We start from the raw sequence: 18,495 nt of genomic DNA, 5'->3' as shown, positions 1-18,495 counted from the left end.
TTTCCTTAAGTACCGGCACTCCCTCCGCATCGAAGCAGGAATCCTCCATGACCAAGCCTACGCGTGGGGCGATCAACGAATTGTTCGCCCTGCTCAAGCCCTTCCGCCTGATCGTCTCGGCGTCCATCGTGCTCGGCATGCTCGGCGGCCTGAGCGTCACCGTGCTGCTGGCGACCATCAACAACGCCCTGCATTCCGATGACGGCCTGACCCGCACGGTGGTGATGATCTTCGCCGGCCTCTGTGCCCTGGCCCTGCTGACCACGATCCTGTCGGACATCGGCACCAACTACGTCGGCCAGCACATCATCGCCAAACTGCGCAAAGAGCTGGGGAGAAAGTCCTGTCGGCGCCGATCGACCAGATCGAACGCTATCGCAGCCATCGCCTGATTCCGGTGCTGACCCACGACGTCGACACCATCAGCGACTTCGCCTTCGCCTTCGCGCCGCTGGCGATTTCGATGACCGTGACCCTTGGCTGCCTCGGCTACCTGGCCATGCTGTCGTGGCCGATGTTTCTGATGATGCTGGTGGCCATCGCCATCGGCACCACCATCCAGGCCATCGCCAGGGCCAAAGGCATGCGCGGCTTCTACGCCGCCCGCGACTCCGAAGACGAACTGCAAAAGCATTACAACGCGATCGCCGAAGGCGCCAAGGAACTGCGCATTCACCGCCCGCGCCGCCAGCGCATGTTCGTCGCCGGCATTCAGAAAACCGCCGAGAAAATCTGCGACACCCAGATCAGATCGATCAACACCTTCGTCATCGCCAAGTCGTTTGGCTCGATGCTGTTCTTCGTGGTCATCGGCATGGCCCTGGCCTTGCAATCGCTGTGGCCGAGTGCCGACAAAGCGGTGATGAGCGGTTTCGTTCTGGTGCTGCTGTACATGAAGGGGCCGCTGGAACACCTGATCAGCACCCTGCCGATCATCAGCCGCGCGCAGATTGCCTTCCGCCGCATTGCCGAACTCAGCGAACAGTTCTCCTCACCGGAGCCGCACCTGTTGCTGCAGGATCAGGGCAGCAAGCCAGCCGCCGTCAACAGCCTGGAACTGCGCAACGTGCGCTACGCCTTCCCGCCCGTCGAAGGCAGCGAACCGTTCCGCCTCGGCCCGGTGAACCTGCGCATCGAACAGGGCGACATTGTGTTTATCGTCGGTGAGAACGGCTGCGGTAAAACCACGCTGATCAAATTGCTCCTGGGCCTGTACGCGCCGACCGAGGGCGAAATTCGCGTTAACGACAAGCCGATCACTGCGGTCAATCGCGATGATTACCGGCAGAATTTCACGACGATCTTCGCCGACTACTACCTGTTCGATGACTTGATCCAGGGCGATCGTGAAGTGCCGCAGGATGCCACCCGCTACCTCGAACGTCTGGAGATCGCGCACAAGGTCAGCGTGCGCGACGGCGCGTTCAGCACCACCGACCTGTCGACCGGCCAGCGCAAACGCCTGGCACTGGTCAACGCCTGGCTCGAAGAGCGCCCAGTGCTGGTGTTCGATGAATGGGCGGCGGATCAGGACCCGACCTTCCGGCGGATCTTCTATACCGAGCTGCTGCCCGACCTCAAGCGTCTGGGCAAAACCATCATCGTGATTTCCCACGACGACCGTTACTTCGACGTCGCCGATCAACTGGTGCGCATGGAGGCCGGCAAGGTCAGAAGCGAACTGCAAACCGCTTGATCGAGGCAGCCGCGACCGGGCCGGAGAAAAAACTTTTCCGGTTTGCCGCGGCTTCCTCGTCTTAATGAGATGAATAAGAACCATTAACAACTATACCTGCCAAGGTCTTAACCTCATGTCCGCATCCCGTTTCATGCTTCGCCCTTTGACTCGAGCCCTGCTGATGCACGGCGCGACCCGCACACGCCTGGCCGGTAGCGGCCTGGGTCTGGCACTGACCCTCGCGGCAGCGCCGTATGTCCAGGCCCAGGAATGGACCCTGAACATTCCGGCCCAACCGCTGGCCCAGGCCCTGCAAACCCTCGGTCAGCAGACCAGCCTGCAAATCGTCTACAGCCCGGAAAGCCTGCAAGGCCTGCGCTCCAGCGCCCTCAACGGCCGCTATCAGGATGACGAGTCGCTCAAGGCCATGCTCAGCGGCACCGGCATCCGCTATCAGCGTGACGGCAACACCGTCACCGTGCTCGGCCCGGCCACCAGCGGCAGTGCGATGGAGCTGGCGCCGACCAACGTCAACGCCAACCGCCTCGGCGCCACCACCGAAGGCAGCAACTCGTACACCACCGGCGGCGTGACCATCGGCAAAGGCGTGCACTCGCTGAAGGAAACGCCGCAGTCGGTCACGGTGATGACCCGCAAGATGCTCGATGACCAGAACCTCAACACCATCGAACAGGTGATGGAGAAGACCCCGGGCATCACCGTCTACGACTCGCCAATGGGCGGCAAATATTTCTACTCGCGCGGTTTCCGCATGACTGGCCAGTACCAGTACGACGGCGTGCCGCTGGACATCGGCAGCAGCTATGTGCAGGCGGACAGCTTCAACAGCGACATGGCCATCTATGACCGCGTGGAAATCCTCCGCGGTGCGGCCGGCATGATGAAGGGCGCGGGCGGCACCGCCGGCGGCGTCAACTTCGTGCGCAAGCGCGGCCAGGACACCCCGCACACACAGCTGTCGCTGTCGGCCGGCACCTGGGACAACTATCGCGGCCAGGTCGACACCGGCGGCCCGCTGAACGACGCCGGCACTGTCCGTGGCCGCGCCGTGGTGACCCAGCAGACCCGTCAGTATTTCTACGATGTGGCTGAACGCCGCGACCAGATCTACTACGGCGCCCTGGACTTCGACCTCAGCCCCGACACCACCCTCGGTCTGGGCATGGCCTATGAAGATGTCGACGCCACCCCGTGCTGGGGCGGCCTGCCGCGCTACGCCGACGGCTCCGACCTGCACTTGAAACGCTCCACCTGCCTGAACACCTCGTGGAACAACCAGCGCAGCAAACGCGCCACCTACTTCGCCGACGTCAAACACCAGTTCAACGATGACTGGTCGCTGAAAGTCGCCGGTGTCTACTCGCGCAACACTCAGGACATGGAATATTCCTTCCCGAGCGGCACAGTGCCGTTGGGCGCGACCGCCACCAACACGCTGATGCTTGGCAGTACCTATGACTACGACCAGCGCGACTACGGTTTCGATGCTTACGTCGACGGCAAATTCGACGCCTTCGGCCAGCAGCACGAACTGATCGTCGGCGCCAACGCCAGCCGTTCGCACAAGGACGACTTCTATGCGGTGGCGGCATTGCCACAGCGCCAGAACGTGTTCAACCCGAACCACAACATCCCGCAGCCGGATGAAAGCTACTACCTGGCCAACGCCTCCCGTGGCGGCCCGGTCGACATGCACATCAAGCAATACGGCGCTTACTCGATCGCCCGCCTGAAACTCGCCGACCCGATGACTCTGGTACTCGGCAGCCGGGTCAGCTGGTACAAATCCGATACCGATTCGGTGCAGTACTTCCGCGGCGAAGGCACCGAGGTCAACACCCAGTCCACCGAAACCGGCCAGGTCACGCCGTTCGCCGGCCTGCTCTACGACCTCAACGACAACCTGACCGCCTATGCCAGCTACACCGACATCTTCACCCCGCAAGGCTCGTACAAAACCATCGACGGCAGCACGCTCAAGCCGCTGATTGGCCAGAGCTACGAATTGGGGATCAAGGGTGAATGGTACGACGGTCGCTTGAACACCACGTTCAACCTGTTCCGCACCATCCAGAAAGACGCGGCCCAGGATGACCTGCGGTGCGAAGACAGCTCCTGCCAGATCAACTCCGGCAAGGTCCGCGCCCAGGGCTTTGAAGCTGAAGTCAGCGGTGAAGTGATCGACCGCCTGCAATTGCTGGCCGGTTATACCTACACCCAGACCAAGGTGCTGGAAGATGCCGACGCGACTCAGGATGGCGCGGTCTACAACTCCTACGTGCCGCGTCACCTGTTGCGCGTCTGGGGTGATTACGCCCTGAGCGGGCCGCTGGACCGTGTCACCATTGGTGCGGGTGTCAATGCGCAGACAGGCACTTACCGTGTCTCGCCTCTGGGCGGGGACAATGTCGACGGCGCGGGTTATGCGGTCTGGAACGGTCGCATTGGTTATCGGATCGATGACACCTGGTCGGTGGCGTTGAACGGCAATAACCTGTTCGACAAGCGTTATTACGCGACCATTGGTACCGAGGGGTTCGGTAACTTCTATGGGGATCCGCGCAATTTTGTGATGTCGGTGAAGGCTGATTTCTGATTTTTTGATTTGAGCTGTGAGAGAGCCCCGCATTGTGAAATGCGGGGCTTTTTGATTTTGTTTTTTGGGATTGGGGACATATCCGTTGTTGCGGGTGCTGCCGCTGGCGGTTTCGCTCTTACAGCGAGTCACCTTTTTCAAACGCCAAAAAGGTAACCCAAAAGGCTTTGCCCCGGCGTACGGCCCGCTCGCTAAAGCTCGGGGTACCTTCGTTACGGGACCGATCCAGGCGCAGCGGCTACGGTTTGCTTCGCTGCACCTCCTTCCGCTGTGTACGACTGCGTCGTACGGTCGCTGCGCTCCCACGCCCGGATCGATCCCGTAACGAAGCCTGCCGAAGGGGCAAAAGATCAAAAGCCGGATCAAAAGCCAAAGCAAAAGCCAGATCAAAAGATCGCAGCCTTCGGCGGCTCCTACAGTTGGATCAGGTGCGGGCATAGAGAAATCGGTCGGCTGTCAGGACGCCTTCGCGAGCAGGCTCGCTCCCACAAAAGCAAAAGCAAGGCAGCGCAGCTGCCGCGGCGAAGCCGCACCACTCAACAATGAGCGCAAGCTCGAGTGCTCTTGATCTTGATCCACCGGCGACATCGGAAGGCTGAGTGGAGGGATTGATCCGGGCGTGGGAGCGCAGCGACCGTTCGACGAAGTCGAACACAGCGGAAGGAGGTGCAGCGAAGCAAACCGTAGCCGCTGCGCCCGGATCGATCCCGCAGCGAAGGAACCCGAGCCTGCGAGGGCCGAACGTAGGAGCTAGCGTTTTTTGCTTACTTTTTTGGCGCTTGTAAAAAAGTAAGTCGCCGTCAGGCGAAACCGCCAGCAGCCGCTACCAAAGCAACGGATATTCACCCAACCCCAAGAGCCCGCGCAAGCGCCCCACCCACCCGCAAATACACCTCCAGACACCCAGGCACCACCGCCCCCAACCGCAACAAATCATGAGTCAACCCGGCACAAACCTCGACCTCGACCTCAACCCCTGCCCACGCAGCCTGTCGACATAAGCCTGCCCCTCATCCAGCAACGGATCAAACCCGGCCAATACCGCAATGGCCGGCGCCACCCCACGCAAATCCTCCGCCAGCAATGGCGAAAAACGCCAATCGAGATAATCCTCCGGCCCACGCGCATAGTGCTGATAAAACCACTCCAGCGTGTCGTTCTCGAGCAAATACCCCTCGCCAAACAACAGCCGAGAATCATGCACCCGCGAAGCATCCGTCACCGGATAACACAACAACTGCGCCTTCGGCGCGATAGCCACCGTGTGCGGTTGCCGCACGGCCTGAATGGCCAACACCGTCGCCAACGTCGCGCCTGCGCTGTCGCCGCCAAACGCAACGCGCGAACCATCCAGGCCGAGACTCGCAGCCTGTTCCGCCAGCCAGGCTACAGCGTCCTCGCCATCCTCCAGCGCCGTCGGAAAGCGATGCTCCGGCGCCAGTCGATAACCGACCGAGAGCACCGCACACGGTGTGCGCTGGCAAAACTCGCGGCAGACGCCGTCGTGGGAATCCAGACTGCCGACCACAAACCCGCCACCGTGGAAATACACCAGCACCGGCAGCGGCGATTCAACACCGTTGGGCCGATACAAACGTAACGCCAGCGCCGCACCGTCACGGGCCTGTGTCTCAATCTCGCTGACTTCAAGATCCTGCGGCGCCGGCCAGCGCAGTTGCGCGGTGGTCTGTTCGAAGGTGGCGCGGGCCTCGCTCGGGGTCAGTTGGTGCATGGCCGGCAGGCCGGCGTCCTGGCTGTCTTGCGCGAGGTCGAGGAAAGCTTCCAGATCAGGGTGTAACGACATCGATAAAAATCCTTGTGTCCGCAATAAGACGGGCGCGCCTGGGCAGCGCCCGCGCAAAAGGCCGGGTGATCAACCCACCCGCGCCATGCAATGTTCGATCAACGCTTCAAGCTCGCGCTGGTAATCGCTCATCAGCGCATCCATGGTGCCGGCGCGGTAACGCTGGCTACTGTAGATGCAGCGCAAGGCCAGTTGCCCGTCATAGACCTGGCCGACGATTTCCAGCCAGTTGCCCAGGTTCGCCTTGAGGCTGTAGTTGTCGCCGGTCTCTTCCAGTGCCGGCACCAGCAACGCCTGTTCATCGAAGCTCTGGTCGAACTGCCCGAGGTAGTTGAACGTCACCCGTGCCTGCGGCAATCCGGCCAGTTGCGCCGAGATTTCCGGCCCGGCCAGATGACGCAACACGCCGTAGCCGATGCCCTTCTGCGGCACGCCCGCCAGTTGCGCCTGCACATCGATGATCGACTGGCCGATGTCGTTGCCGTCCGGGCGCAAGCGCACCGGGAACATGCTGGTGAACCAGCCGAGGCTGCGGCTCAGGTCGATCGATTCGAAGAGGTCTTCGCGCCCGTGCCCTTCAAGCAGGATCAGCGCCGACGGTTGCTGGCTCCAGCGGCACAGGGCACGGCTGAGCGCCGACAGCAGCAGGTCGTTGATCTGCGTGCCGTACACCGCCGGGGCCTGTTTGAGCAGTTGTTCGGTGTGCTCGCGGGACAGTTTGAGCCGTGCCTGCGCCTGTTGCCGCACAAGGTTCTTGCCGCGCGGGTTGTCGCAAGGCAGATCAACGCCGGGCTGATCCAGTTGCTCCAGCCAATAGCTCAATTCTTGCTCGGCAATCACCGGCGCCTGGGCCTGCAATGCCTCGGCAAACGAACGATAACTGCTGGTGCGAATCGGCAGTTGCGGCGCCAGCCCCTGCACGCACGCCTCATAAGCGACTTTCAGATCGTCGAGCAGAATCCGCCACGACACGGTGTCGACCACCAGGTGATGAATCACCACCAGCAACCGCGCCTGGCCATCCGGCAAGGCCACATGCATGACCCGCCAGACCGGCCCGTCATCGAGTTTGAGGCTGCGCTGCGCGAGGTTGGCCAAGACTTCGACCTCTTCGCTGTTTTGCGCTTCGCGGCGCCACAGCACAGCCTCGTCGGAGGCGCTGCTGCTATAGCGCTGCAACCAGCGCCCGCCGTCGTTGGAAAAACGCAGGCGCAGCGAATCGTGATGCTGTTCGATCAAGCCCAGCGCCTGTTCGAGTGCATCGAGATCCAGCGGCTGACGTGCGCTGAGCAGCAACGACTGGTTGTAGTGATGCGCCTCGGCCATGCCTTCGGCGAAGAACCATTGCTGGATCGGCAGCAGATTGAACGCGCCCTCTGCGGCAACCTGAGTCAGGTCCGGCAGCGCTTGCCCGGCGCCCTCCTTCGCCACTTGCTGCTCGAGAATGCCGGCGATGGTTTGGTAGCGCATCAGATCACGCAGTTTCAGCTCCATCTGCAGGGTCGGATGGTTTCTCACCCGCGAGATCACTTGCAGGCTGAGGATCGAATCGCCGCCCAGTTCAAAGAAGTTATCGCTGATACCGACCTGCTCGACCTGCAACACCTGCGCCCAGATTTCCGCCAGCAGGCGTTCCTGCTCGGTGCGCGGGGCAACATATTCGTCGCTTTTGAACTCCGGCTCCGGCAGGGCCTTGCGATCGAGTTTGCCGTTGGGCGTAACCGGGAACGCGCTGAGGCAGACGATCTGCGCCGGCACCATGTATTCCGGCAGCGAAGCACGCAGCCCGGCCTTGAGTTCATCGCCGATATCATCACCCGTGGCGGTGACCACATAACCGATCAGTTGCTTGCCGGAGGCATTGTCGCGGGCAATCACCAGCGCATCGCTGACCGCCGGCAACTGACGCAGGCTGGCCTCGACTTCGCCCAGCTCGATGCGGAAGCCACGCACCTTGACCTGATGGTCGATGCGCCCGACGTAATCGACCACGCCGTCCGCGCGACGCCGCACCAGATCGCCGCTGCGGTACAGGCGCTCGCCGGGCGCAAACGGGTTGGGCACGAAGCGTTCGCCGGTCAGGTCAGGGCGCCCGTAATAACCGCGAGCGACGCCGTAACCGCCGATGTACAACTCACCGGCAAAACCCGGCGGCAGCGGATTCAGATCGTCGTCAAGCACGTACAGCGACCGCGCACCGACCGCGCGGCCGATCGGCGCATACGCCGCTTCGCAGTGCTGGCTGATGGCGACTTTCCAGAGCGTCGGCGTGACCACGGTTTCGGTCGGGCCGTAGCCGTTGGTGAAGAACTGCGGACGCAACGCGGCTTTGACCTGTTCGAAGGTCTGCTCCGGCACCGCATCGCCACCGAAGCAGTAGATGCGCACTGGCGGTGGTGCGATGCCGCTGGCGGCGGCGTACTCGGCGAGTTGTTTGAGATAGGCCGGCGGGAAGCAGGCGATGGTCACGCCGTAATCGTGCAGGGCCCGATAGGTCTGCTCCGGGGTCCACAGGCATCCGTCGCGAATCACTAGACGACCGCCGCTGTACAAGGTACTCAGCCAGCGTTCATGGGCACCGTCGAAAGCGAACGACATGAAGTGCAACTCGCAACTGCTCGCGTCCATTTCGTACAGTTCGGCGATGGCCTGGCAGTGCATGCTTAAGGGGCCCTGGGTGACGGCCACGCCTTTCGGCCGTCCGGTGGACCCGGAGGTGTAAACCAGATAGGCCAGGCTCTGCTCGTGAACATCACAGACTGGGGCGGCATCACTGTAAAGACTGCGATCGAGTTGATCGATTTCCAGACGAAGCACGCCTTGCGGCGCTGGCAACGTCGCACGCAGGCTGGTTTGTGTCAGCAGCAAAGCCGTGCGCGAATCTTCGATCATGTACGCCAGACGCTCCGGCGGATAATCAATGTCCAGCGGCACGTACGCCGCACCGCTCTTGAGCACGGCGAGGAAGCTCACCAGCATTTCCAGCGAACGCGGCAATGCCACGCCGATCACCACTTCCGGCCCGGCGCCGTGGGCGATCAGGCACTGCGCGAGTCGATTGGCCTGCCGCTCCAGCTCTGCGTAGGTCAGGCTTTCGCCGGCGCATTGCACTGCGATCGCATCCGGTTGCTGTTGCGCATGACGACTGATCAGCTCCGGCAACAGGCGCGGTTCATGGCGGTGCGCCGGCTCGGCGCTCCAGGCCTGCGCCGCTTGCCATTGTTCGGCGGACAGACGCTGCAAGTTGCCCAGCCGCTCATACGGCGCGGCCATCATCGCCGCGAGGGTGTTTTCCAGGGTCAGGCGAATGCCATCTACCGCCTCGGCGCTGAAGTGGCTGCGCAGGTACAGGTACTCGATCGACAACTCGTCGCCGAGCATCACCGCAAGGTCCATCGGCACGTTGGTCACGCCGTGGCCAATGGATTTGCCGAAGGTCAGCTCGGTGTCGGTTTCTTCCTGCAAGCGCTCGTCGATCGGGAAGTTCTCGAACACCACGATGCTGTCGAACAGCGCCTGACCACCGAGGTTCGACCAGCGCTGCACATCGGCCAGCGGTGCCTGGGAGTAATCGCGAATGTCGAGGTTGTAGGCCTGCACTTCACCCAGCCAGTCGGCCAGACGCTGATCGGCCTGCGGGGTCTGAATGATCGGCAAGGTGTTAATGAACAGGCCGAGCATGTTGCCGACGTTCGGCAGACTTTCCGGACGCCCTGATACGGTGGCGCCGAAGGTCACCGTCTGCTGGCCGGTGTAGCGTTGCAACAGCAGCAGCCACGCGCCCTGGATCAGTGTGTTAGGGGTGATGCGCAGGTCGCGGCAGAACTCCAGCAGGCGTGAGGTTTGCGCTTTGTCCCAGTTCGAATAGATAGCATCGTGGCCGGTAACGTCGGCGCTGTGACGCGGGTGCATCGCCTGACTCAGCGCGGTCGGTTCGTTGACCACCGCCAGACGCGCCTTCCAGAACAGCTCCTGGGCATCCTGATCCTGCGCCTGCAACCAGGCAATGAAGTCGCGATAGCGGCCGTTTTCGCCAGTCACCTCGCCCGTGGAGTAGTACTGCAAGACCTCGCCGAACAGCCGCGAACTGCTCCAGCCGTCCATCAGAATGTGGTGGCTGGTCCAGATCATCTGGTACTGCTCGGCGCCCAGCTGCAGCAGGGTCACCCGCTGCAATCGCGCTTCAGCCAAGTCGAAGCCCAGCGCGCGATCAACGCTGGCGAACTCGGCAATCGCCGCCTCGCTGCAGTCCTGCCCACGCCAATCGAGCACCTGCATCTGCAGCGGCGCATGGCGATGGACGACCTGCAGCGGTTTGGCCAGGCCGTCCTGCCAATGGAAACTGGTGCGCAGGATCGCCTGACGCACAATGATGAATTCCCAGGCCCGGCGGAAGCGCGCAACGTCGAGGCCCTTGATCGGCAGGCTGACCTGTTGCACGTAAAGGCTGCTGCCGTTATCCGACAGGGTGTGGAAGAGCATGCCTTCCTGCATCGGCGACAGCGGATAGACGTCTTCGATCAGCTCCGCCGGCACCGGCAAGGCATCGAGCTGCGCCTGATCCAGTTGCGCCAACGGGTAGTCGGCAGCGCTGGCGGATTGCGCGTCTGCATGCGAAACCACTGTGGCCAGTTTCTGCACCGTCTGCTGCTGGAACAGGTCTTTGGGCGTGAAGCAAATGCCCTGCTGACGCGCGCGGCTGACCAGTTGAATCGAGATGATCGAATCACCGCCGAGGGCGAAGAAATTGTCGGTCACGCCGACCTGCTCGATCTTCAGAATGTCCTGCCAGACCTCGGCCAGTTGCTGCTCCAGCGCCGTCGAAGGCGCCACGTAATCGCGTTGCGCCTGGCTGGCATCCGCTGCCGGCAAGGCCTTGCGATCAAGTTTGCCGTTGGGTGTCAGCGGCAATTGTTCAAGGAACAGCCACTGCGCCGGCACCATGTAGTCCGGCAGATGCGCCTTGAGCGCGGCTTGCAACTCAGCACTCAGCGCGTCCAGTTGCGCGGGGCTTTGATCGGCCTCGTCCGGTACCACATAAGCCAGCAGTTGCTGGCCGCCAACGCCGTCCACCGCCAGCACCACGCCTTCGCGCACGCTGGCCTGGGCCAGCAGACGCGCTTCGATTTCACCCAGTTCAATACGGAAGCCACGCACCTTGACCTGATGGTCGATGCGGCCGACGTATTCGATACGGCCGTCATCGATGAAGCGCGTCAGGTCGCCGGTGCGGTACATACGCTCGCCGTTGCTCGCCAACGGGTTGGGCACGAAACGCTCGGCGGTCAGGCCCGGGCGCAACAGATAGCCACGGGTGATGCCCTCACCGGCCAGATACAGCTCCGCTGCGATGCCGACCGGCGCTTCCTGCAATTGCTCATCGAGCAGGTACGCAGTGGTATTGCGCAAAGGCCGGCCGATATTGGCCTGGCCACCGAGTTCGCGACGGGTCCAGGTCGAATACGTGGTGTCTTCGGAAGGCCCGTACAGATCGTAAACGTGGGCGACCGAAGTTTCGCGGTACAAGGTGTCGACCAGCGCCTGCTTGAGCGGCTCGCCGGCCAGATTGATGATGCGCACGCCCGACGGGATCTGGCCGATGCGTTGCAACGCGGCAATCGCCGACGGCACGGTGTTGATCAGGCGCACCTGATCACGCTCGGGCAAGTCCGGTAGCTCCAGAGCATTGCGCGCCATGACCATGGATCCGCCGCGCACCAGGGTGACGAAAATCTCCCACACCGACAGGTCGAAGCACACCGACGTCGAGGCCAGCACACCTTGCAGATCGTCCTCGCTGTAGACCTCGGCGGACCAATGAATCAGTGCCTGTACGTTGCGATGGGCGATGGCCACGCCTTTCGGTTTGCCGGTGGAGCCGGAGGTGTAGATCACGTAGGCCAGATTGGCCGAGTCGGCGCGCGCCGGCAGGTTGTCCGGCGCCTGCGATGCAAACGCCTCGCCGCCGGCCTCGACCAGCACCACGTGGGCTTCGCTGGATGGCAGTTGCGCCAGCAACGCTTGCTGGGTCAGCAGGACTTTCGCCTGGCTGTCATCGAGCATGTAGGCCACGCGGTCGGCCGGGTAGTCCGGGTCCAGCGGCACGTAGGTGCCGCCGGCCTTGAGCACCGCCATCAGGGCGATCACCAGTTCCGCCGAACGCGGCAGCGCCACGCCGACGCGCACTTCGGCGGTGACACCCAGCGTCACCAGATGCCGGGCCAATTGGTTTGCGCGGCGGTTCAGTTCGCCGTAGCTCAGCGCCACGCCGGCATGACTCAACGCCAGTGCCTGCGGATGCGCCGCCACCCGTGCTTCAAAGCTCTGCGAGATCAACCGCTCGGCCGGATAAGCCGCGTGATTGTCGTTCCACTGCGCCAGCGTCTGCCGTTCGGCCAGCGGCAGCAGACCGATCTCGCCAAGTGCCCGTTGCGGCGCTGCGATAAATTGCTCCAGCACTTCACGCAAATGCACCGCCAGAGCAAGCACGCTGCGCTCGGCAAAGTGTTCGGTGAGGTAGTTGAAATCAAGGTTGAGCACTTCGCTGGCGCCAGCGATCAGGGTCAGGCCATAGTTGGTCTGCTCGCGATGCTCCAGACCGGAAAAACCCAGCCCGCCAGGATTGGCCTCCAACGCATCGGACACCGGATAGTTCTCGAACACCAGCAAGGTGTCGAACAACGCTTCGCCACTCAATGCGGCCAGACGCTGAATGTCCTGCAACGGCGTCTGCTCGTAGTCGCGCAGCAACAGGTTCCTGTCCTGCACGCTGCGCACCCAGTCACCGACGCTGAGGCTGGCCTGCGGGCTGGCAATCACCGGCAAGGTGTTGATGAACAGCCCCAGTTGCTCCTCGATGCCCGGCAAATCCACCGGACGCCCGGATACCGTGGCGCCAAACGCCACGGTGGCCTGGCCGGTGTAGCGCTGCAACACCAGCAGCCATGCCGCCTGCACCAGACTGTTGAGGGTCACCTGTTGCTGACGGGAGAAGTGGTTCAGGCGCTGGGTCAACGCTTCATCGAAATGCAGACGATGCATCTGTTTGCCCGGCCCCGGCACGGTGCGTCCATGACACGCCGAGGCCAGTCGGGTCGGTTCGTCGAGTTCGGCCAGTTGCCCGCGCCAGAAGTCCTGCGCGGCGGCCTTGTCCTGGCCCTGCAGCCAGACCAGAAAATCGCGATAGCGGCCCTGCGCGCTCGGCACCGGCTGGCCGGCGTAATCCTGCAGCACTTCGCCGAACATGCGCGAGTTGCTCCAGCCATCCATGAGGATGTGGTGACAAGTGAAAATCAGCCTATGGCGATCGTCGGCAGTGCGCAGCAGGCACAGGCGCAGCAGCGGTGGATTCTGCAGATCGAAGCCGCGTTCACGGTCGGCTTGCGCCCGCGCCTCAAGCACGGCCGGCAGATCAGCGGCATCGCGCACATCGATTTCCGGCATTTCCAGGGTCAGTTGGCGATTGATCACCTGCAACGGCGCATCGAGGCCGTCGCGGCCCCAGATGAAACCGGCGCGCAGCACTTCATGGCGATCGACCACCCGCTGCCAGGCTTGCTGAAACCGCGCAACGTCGAGGCCGTCGATGTCCAGCAGCATCTGATAGACATAGGCGCTGGCGTCCGCGTCGTACAGGCTGTGGAACAGAATGCCCTGCTGCATCGGCGCCAGCGGATAGATGTCCTCGATGCGCTGGGCGGCAATCGGCAGGCTGTCCAGATGCGCCTGGGACAAACCGGCCAGCGGCACGTCGGACGGCGTGAGGCCGCCCGCATGGCTGAGGCAGTGGTCGATCAATTCGTTCAGTGCCACTTCGTAGGCGCGGGCCAGCGCGGCAATGGTCGCTTCTTCGAAGACGTCGCTGCTGTAGGTCCAGGTCAGGCTCAACTGGCCCTGATAAACCCGGCCATCGATGGTCAGCCAGTTGGCCATCGGCGCGTTTTCGTCCTGACCGGCGCCCTTGTCTTCGGTGGCCGGCCGCCACAAGGCGTCTTCGTCGAAGTTGTTATCGAACTGGCCGAGGTAGTTGAACGTCACCTGCGGTTGCGCCAGTTCATGCAGTGCCGCTTGTGCTTCGGCGGTGCCGAGATAACGCAACAAGCCATAGCCGATGCCCTTGTTGGGGATCGCGCGCAGTTGCTCCTTGATGCCTTTGATCGAGGTTTGCAGACTGGCGTTTGGTGTCAGGCGTACCGGGAACATGCTGGTGAACCAGCCCACGGTGCGGCTCAGGTCGATGTCATCGAAGAGGTCTTCGCGGCCATGGCCTTCGAGCTGCACCAACGCGCTGTCGCTAGCGGTCCACTCGCAGAGCACCCGCGCCAGTGCGGTCAGCAGCAGGTCGTTGACTTGAGTGCGGTAGACCGCCGGAGCCTGTTGCAGCAATTGGCGGGTACGTTCGGCGTCCAGTCGCGTGTCGACGCTGCGTTCGAAGCGGTTGTTCAATTGGCCCTGCGGATTGTCCAGCGGCAAACCGAGCGGCGCATCGCGCAACTGTTCGCGCCAGTAGCTCAGTTCGCTGCCCAGCGCCGCGCTTCGCGCATGTTCTTGCAGACGCACGCCCCAGTCCTTGAACGCGCTGGTCTTGGCCGGCAGATGCACGCGCTGTCCGCTGCTGATCTGCTGATAGGCGCTTTGCAGGTCTTCCAGCAGTATCCGCCACGACACGCCGTCGACCACCAGGTGATGAATCACCAGCAACAGACGCTGACTGGCGTCCGGCAAATCGATCAGCGCCGCGCGGATCAGCGGGCCGTTATGCAGGTCGAGGCTGCGTTGCAGGTCCAGGCACAGCGCTGGCAATGCCGCGCTGTCGTCCAGCGTAAAGCTGCGCAACAAGTCTTGTGGCTGATCCGCCGCGCCGTGGCTTTGCTGCCAGCCCTGCTCGGTTTGGCGATACCGCAGACGCAAGGCGTCATGCTGCTTTTGCACCTGCGCCAGGGCCTGTTGCAGCGCCCCGGCTTGCAGGGTTTTCGCCGGGGTCAGCAGGATCGACTGGTTCCAGTGATGCCGCGCCGGGATGTCGCTGTGGAAGAAATACTGCTGGATCGGCGTCAGCGGCGCGTCGCCAAGCACTTCGCCCTGCTCCGTCTGCACCGCGTCGCTCTGCTGCGCGACGGTGGCCAGACGCTGCACGGTCTGATGCTGGAAAATATCCTTGGGCGTAAAACGAATGCCGGCCTGCCGCGCGCGGCTGACCACTTGAATCGAAATGATCGAATCGCCGCCCAGCTCGAAGAAATTATCGTGAAGCCCGACCCGCTCGACCTTGAGCACGTCCTGCCAAATCTCCGCCAGACGCTGTTCCAGTTCACTGCGCGGCGCCGCGTAAGCTTCTTGCACCTGCGCAACGTCCGGCTGCGGCAGTTGTTTGCGATCGAGCTTGCCGTTGGCGGTCAGCGGCAGTCGGTCGAGGAACGCCCAACTGACCGGGACCATATAATCCGGCAGGGTTTCGCGCAGGTGCAGCTTGATCGAATCGCGCAGCGCGCCCTGCTCGTCCGCGTTCAATGCCTCAACCGGCACGACCCAGGTCGCCAGTTGCTGACCGCTGAGGCCGTCCACCGCCAGCACTACCGCTTCGCGCACCTGCGGATGCTTGAGCAGTTGCGCTTCGATTTCACCGAGCTCGATACGGAAGCCACGGATCTTCACTTGGTGGTCGATACGGCCGATGTACTCGATCACCCCATCGCCGCGCAGGCGTGCGAGGTCGCCGGTACGGTACAGACGCTGGCCAGCCTTGCGGTTGAACGGGTCGGGCACGAAGCGGGTGGCGGTCATGCCGGCCTGATTCAGATAACCACGGGCCAGACCGGCGCCAGCAATGTACAACTCGCCGATGCAGCCTTGTGGCACCAGGTTGAGCGAGCTGTCGAGCAAGTACCACGACAGGTCGACAATCGGTGCGCCGATCGGGCTGCTGTGATTGCTCTGCAGATCCGCCAGCGACAACAGCCGGTAGGTCACGTGCACGGTGGTTTCGGTGATGCCGTACATGTTGATCAGCGTCGGCGCGCGGTCGCCAAAACGCTCGAACCACGGACGCAGATTTTGTACTTCCAGCGCCTCGCCGCCGAACACCACGTAACGCAGGGCATTGCTGCGGCTCGACTCGCAGGCGACCTGCATCAGTGGTTTGAATGCCGAAGGTGTCTGGTTCAGCACCGTGACATTTTCATCGCACAGCAGCGTGTAGAAATCTTCCGGCGAACGGCTGACATCGTGCGGCACGACCACCAGTTTGCCGCCGTACAACAGCGCGCCGAAAATCTCCCACACGGAAAAGTCGAACGCGTAGGAATGGAACAGCGTCCAGCTGTCCTGCGCGCCGAAATCGAACCGTTGCTCGGTGGCGCTGAACAGACGCATCACGTTGCCGTGCGGCAGCAGCGCGCCCTTAGGTTTGCCGGTGGAACCGGAGGTGTAGATGACGTAGGCCAGATTGTCCGGCGTGGTCAGGCATGGCGGGTTGCTTGCGATGCCGTGTTCCGGCGCCTGATCCAGATCGAGGCAGACCAGCCCCGGCGGCAGCGGCAATTGCCCGAGCAAATGGCCCTGGGTCAACAGCAAGTGAATGCCGCTGTCGTCGATCATGTAGCCCAAGCGGTCATCCGGGTAGCTCGGGTCCAGCGGGACATAGGCGCCGCCGGCCTTCAGCACCGCGAGAATGGCGACGATCATGTCCAGCGAACGCTCGACCGCAACGCCGACGCGCACGTCCGGGCCGACACCTCGTTCGATCAGGGTGTGCGCCCACTGATTAGCGCGGCGGTTGAGTTCTGCGTAGGTGAGGCGCTGCCCGACAAAGGTCACCGCCACCGCATCGGCATGCAGCTCAGCCTGGACCTCGATGGCTTGCTGGAGGCACTGGGTCAGCGGTTGTTCAATCAGCGGCGGATTCCATAGGGCTAACAGCTGTTGCTGCTGGCCTGCATCGAGCATTGGCAACTGGCCGATGCGCTGGGCCGGCTCGGCGACGATCGCTTGCAAAAGCGCGGTCCAGTGCTGCGCCAGGCGCTCGATGGTCGCTGCGTCGAACAGGTCAGTGGCGTACTTGAGCACCGCTTCGATGCCGTGGGCCTGTTCGGTGGTGTTAAGGGTCAGGTCGAATTGCGCAGTCTGGCTCTGCCACTCCAGCGGTTCGATGTTCAGGCCGTTCAGGCGCGTGGCGACGCTGGCACGGCGCTCGGCCTGGTGGTTGAACATCACCTGGAACAGCGGACTGTGGCTGAGGCTGCGGCCCGGTTCCAGCGCTTCGACCAGTTGCTCGAAGGGCAAATCCTGATGCGCCTGCGCCTCCTGCGCCGTCTGTTTGACCTGACGCAGCAGTTCGATAAACGGCAGCTCTGCGTCGATGTCCGCCTTGAGCACCTGGGTGTTGACGAAGAAGCCAATCAACCGCTCGATTTCCACCCGGCCACGGTTGGCCACCGGCACGCCGACACGGATATCGCTTTGTCCGCTGTAGCGATGCAGCAAGGCCTGAAACGAAGCCAGCAGCAACACGAACAGGGTGACGTTTTCCTGCCGGGCAAAGGCCTTGAGGGCATTGCTTAGCGCCGTGTCGAGAATCAGGTTATGGCTGGCGCCGGCAAAGCTTTGATCGACCGCGCGCGGGCGATCCAGCGGCAGTTCCAGCACCGGTTGTTCGCCGCCGAGCTTTTCCTGCCAGTAGGCCAGTTGGCGCTCCTGCTCACCGGCCTCCATCCACTGGCGCTGCCACAAGGCGTAATCGGCGTATTGAATCGGCAGGGCCGGCAGACCGGCGTCGTGACCGAGGTTGAAACCGGCATAGAGCTGCACCAGTTCCTCGATCATCACTTGCAGCGACCAGCCATCGGAAACAATGTGGTGCAGGGTCAGCACCAGCACATGGTCATCGGGGTTGACCTGCAGCAGCGCGGCACGCAGCAACGGGCCGTGCTGCAGGTCGAAAGTCTTTTGGCTCTGGGTCTGGACGAAAGCTTCGATCGAGTGCTCCGGGTCATTCGCCAGATCAGCGCTCAGGTGATGAATATCGAGAGTAAAAGGTCCTGCGGGCAGGACCACTTGCAAGGGTTGCGCGCTGTCTTGAGAGAACACCGTGCGCAAGGTTTCGTGGCGCTCGATCAGCGCCTCGACGCTGCGTTCCAGTGCCGGCACATCCAGCGGCCCTTGCAAGCGCAGGGCCGTCGGAATGTTGTAGGCCGCGCTGTGCGGTGCCCACTGCCAGAGGAACCACTGGCGCTGCTGAGCGTAGGACAGCAGCAACGGCTCTTCAGCCGTGCGCTTGAAAACCGGGGCAATGTCAAAGAGGTTGACGCCTTTCTGCTTGAGCAGAACCGCCAGAGCCTTTCTTTGCTTAGCCGAAAGTTGTCCTACCGACTCGATTAACTCTTGCACGCGTTTTTCCCT

The 18,495-nt window shown here is 62.6% G+C and carries 2 protein-coding genes and 2 pseudogenes; 2 read left to right on the top strand and 2 right to left on the bottom strand.

The features are described 5' to 3' along the window. Window positions 1-47: 47 nt before the first annotated feature. Window positions 48-1,696: pseudogene (locus LJU32_13830) on the top strand (cyclic peptide export ABC transporter). Between the two features lie 115 nt (window positions 1,697-1,811). Beyond that, on the top strand, window positions 1,812-4,295 hold the full coding sequence (locus tag LJU32_13825) for a TonB-dependent receptor (GenBank protein WKV86958.1): 2,484 nt from the start codon (window positions 1,812-1,814) through the stop codon (window positions 4,293-4,295). An 842-nt stretch (window positions 4,296-5,137) separates the two neighbouring features. Here LJU32_13825 and LJU32_13820 read toward each other — a convergent pair. Beyond that, window positions 5,138-6,099: pseudogene (locus LJU32_13820) on the bottom strand (alpha/beta hydrolase). A 69-nt stretch (window positions 6,100-6,168) separates the two neighbouring features. Continuing rightward, entirely contained in the window at window positions 6,169-18,483 is a 12,315-nt protein-coding gene (locus tag LJU32_13815) for a non-ribosomal peptide synthase/polyketide synthase (protein ID WKV86957.1), read from the bottom strand. Window positions 18,484-18,495 lie beyond the last annotated feature (12 nt).

Origin of the sequence: Pseudomonas sp. B21_DOA, assembly GCA_030544685.1 — a bacterium.
Classification (GTDB): domain Bacteria; phylum Pseudomonadota; class Gammaproteobacteria; order Pseudomonadales; family Pseudomonadaceae; genus Aquipseudomonas; species Aquipseudomonas fluorescens_AO.
This window is presented reverse-complemented; position numbering and strand designations above follow the sequence as displayed.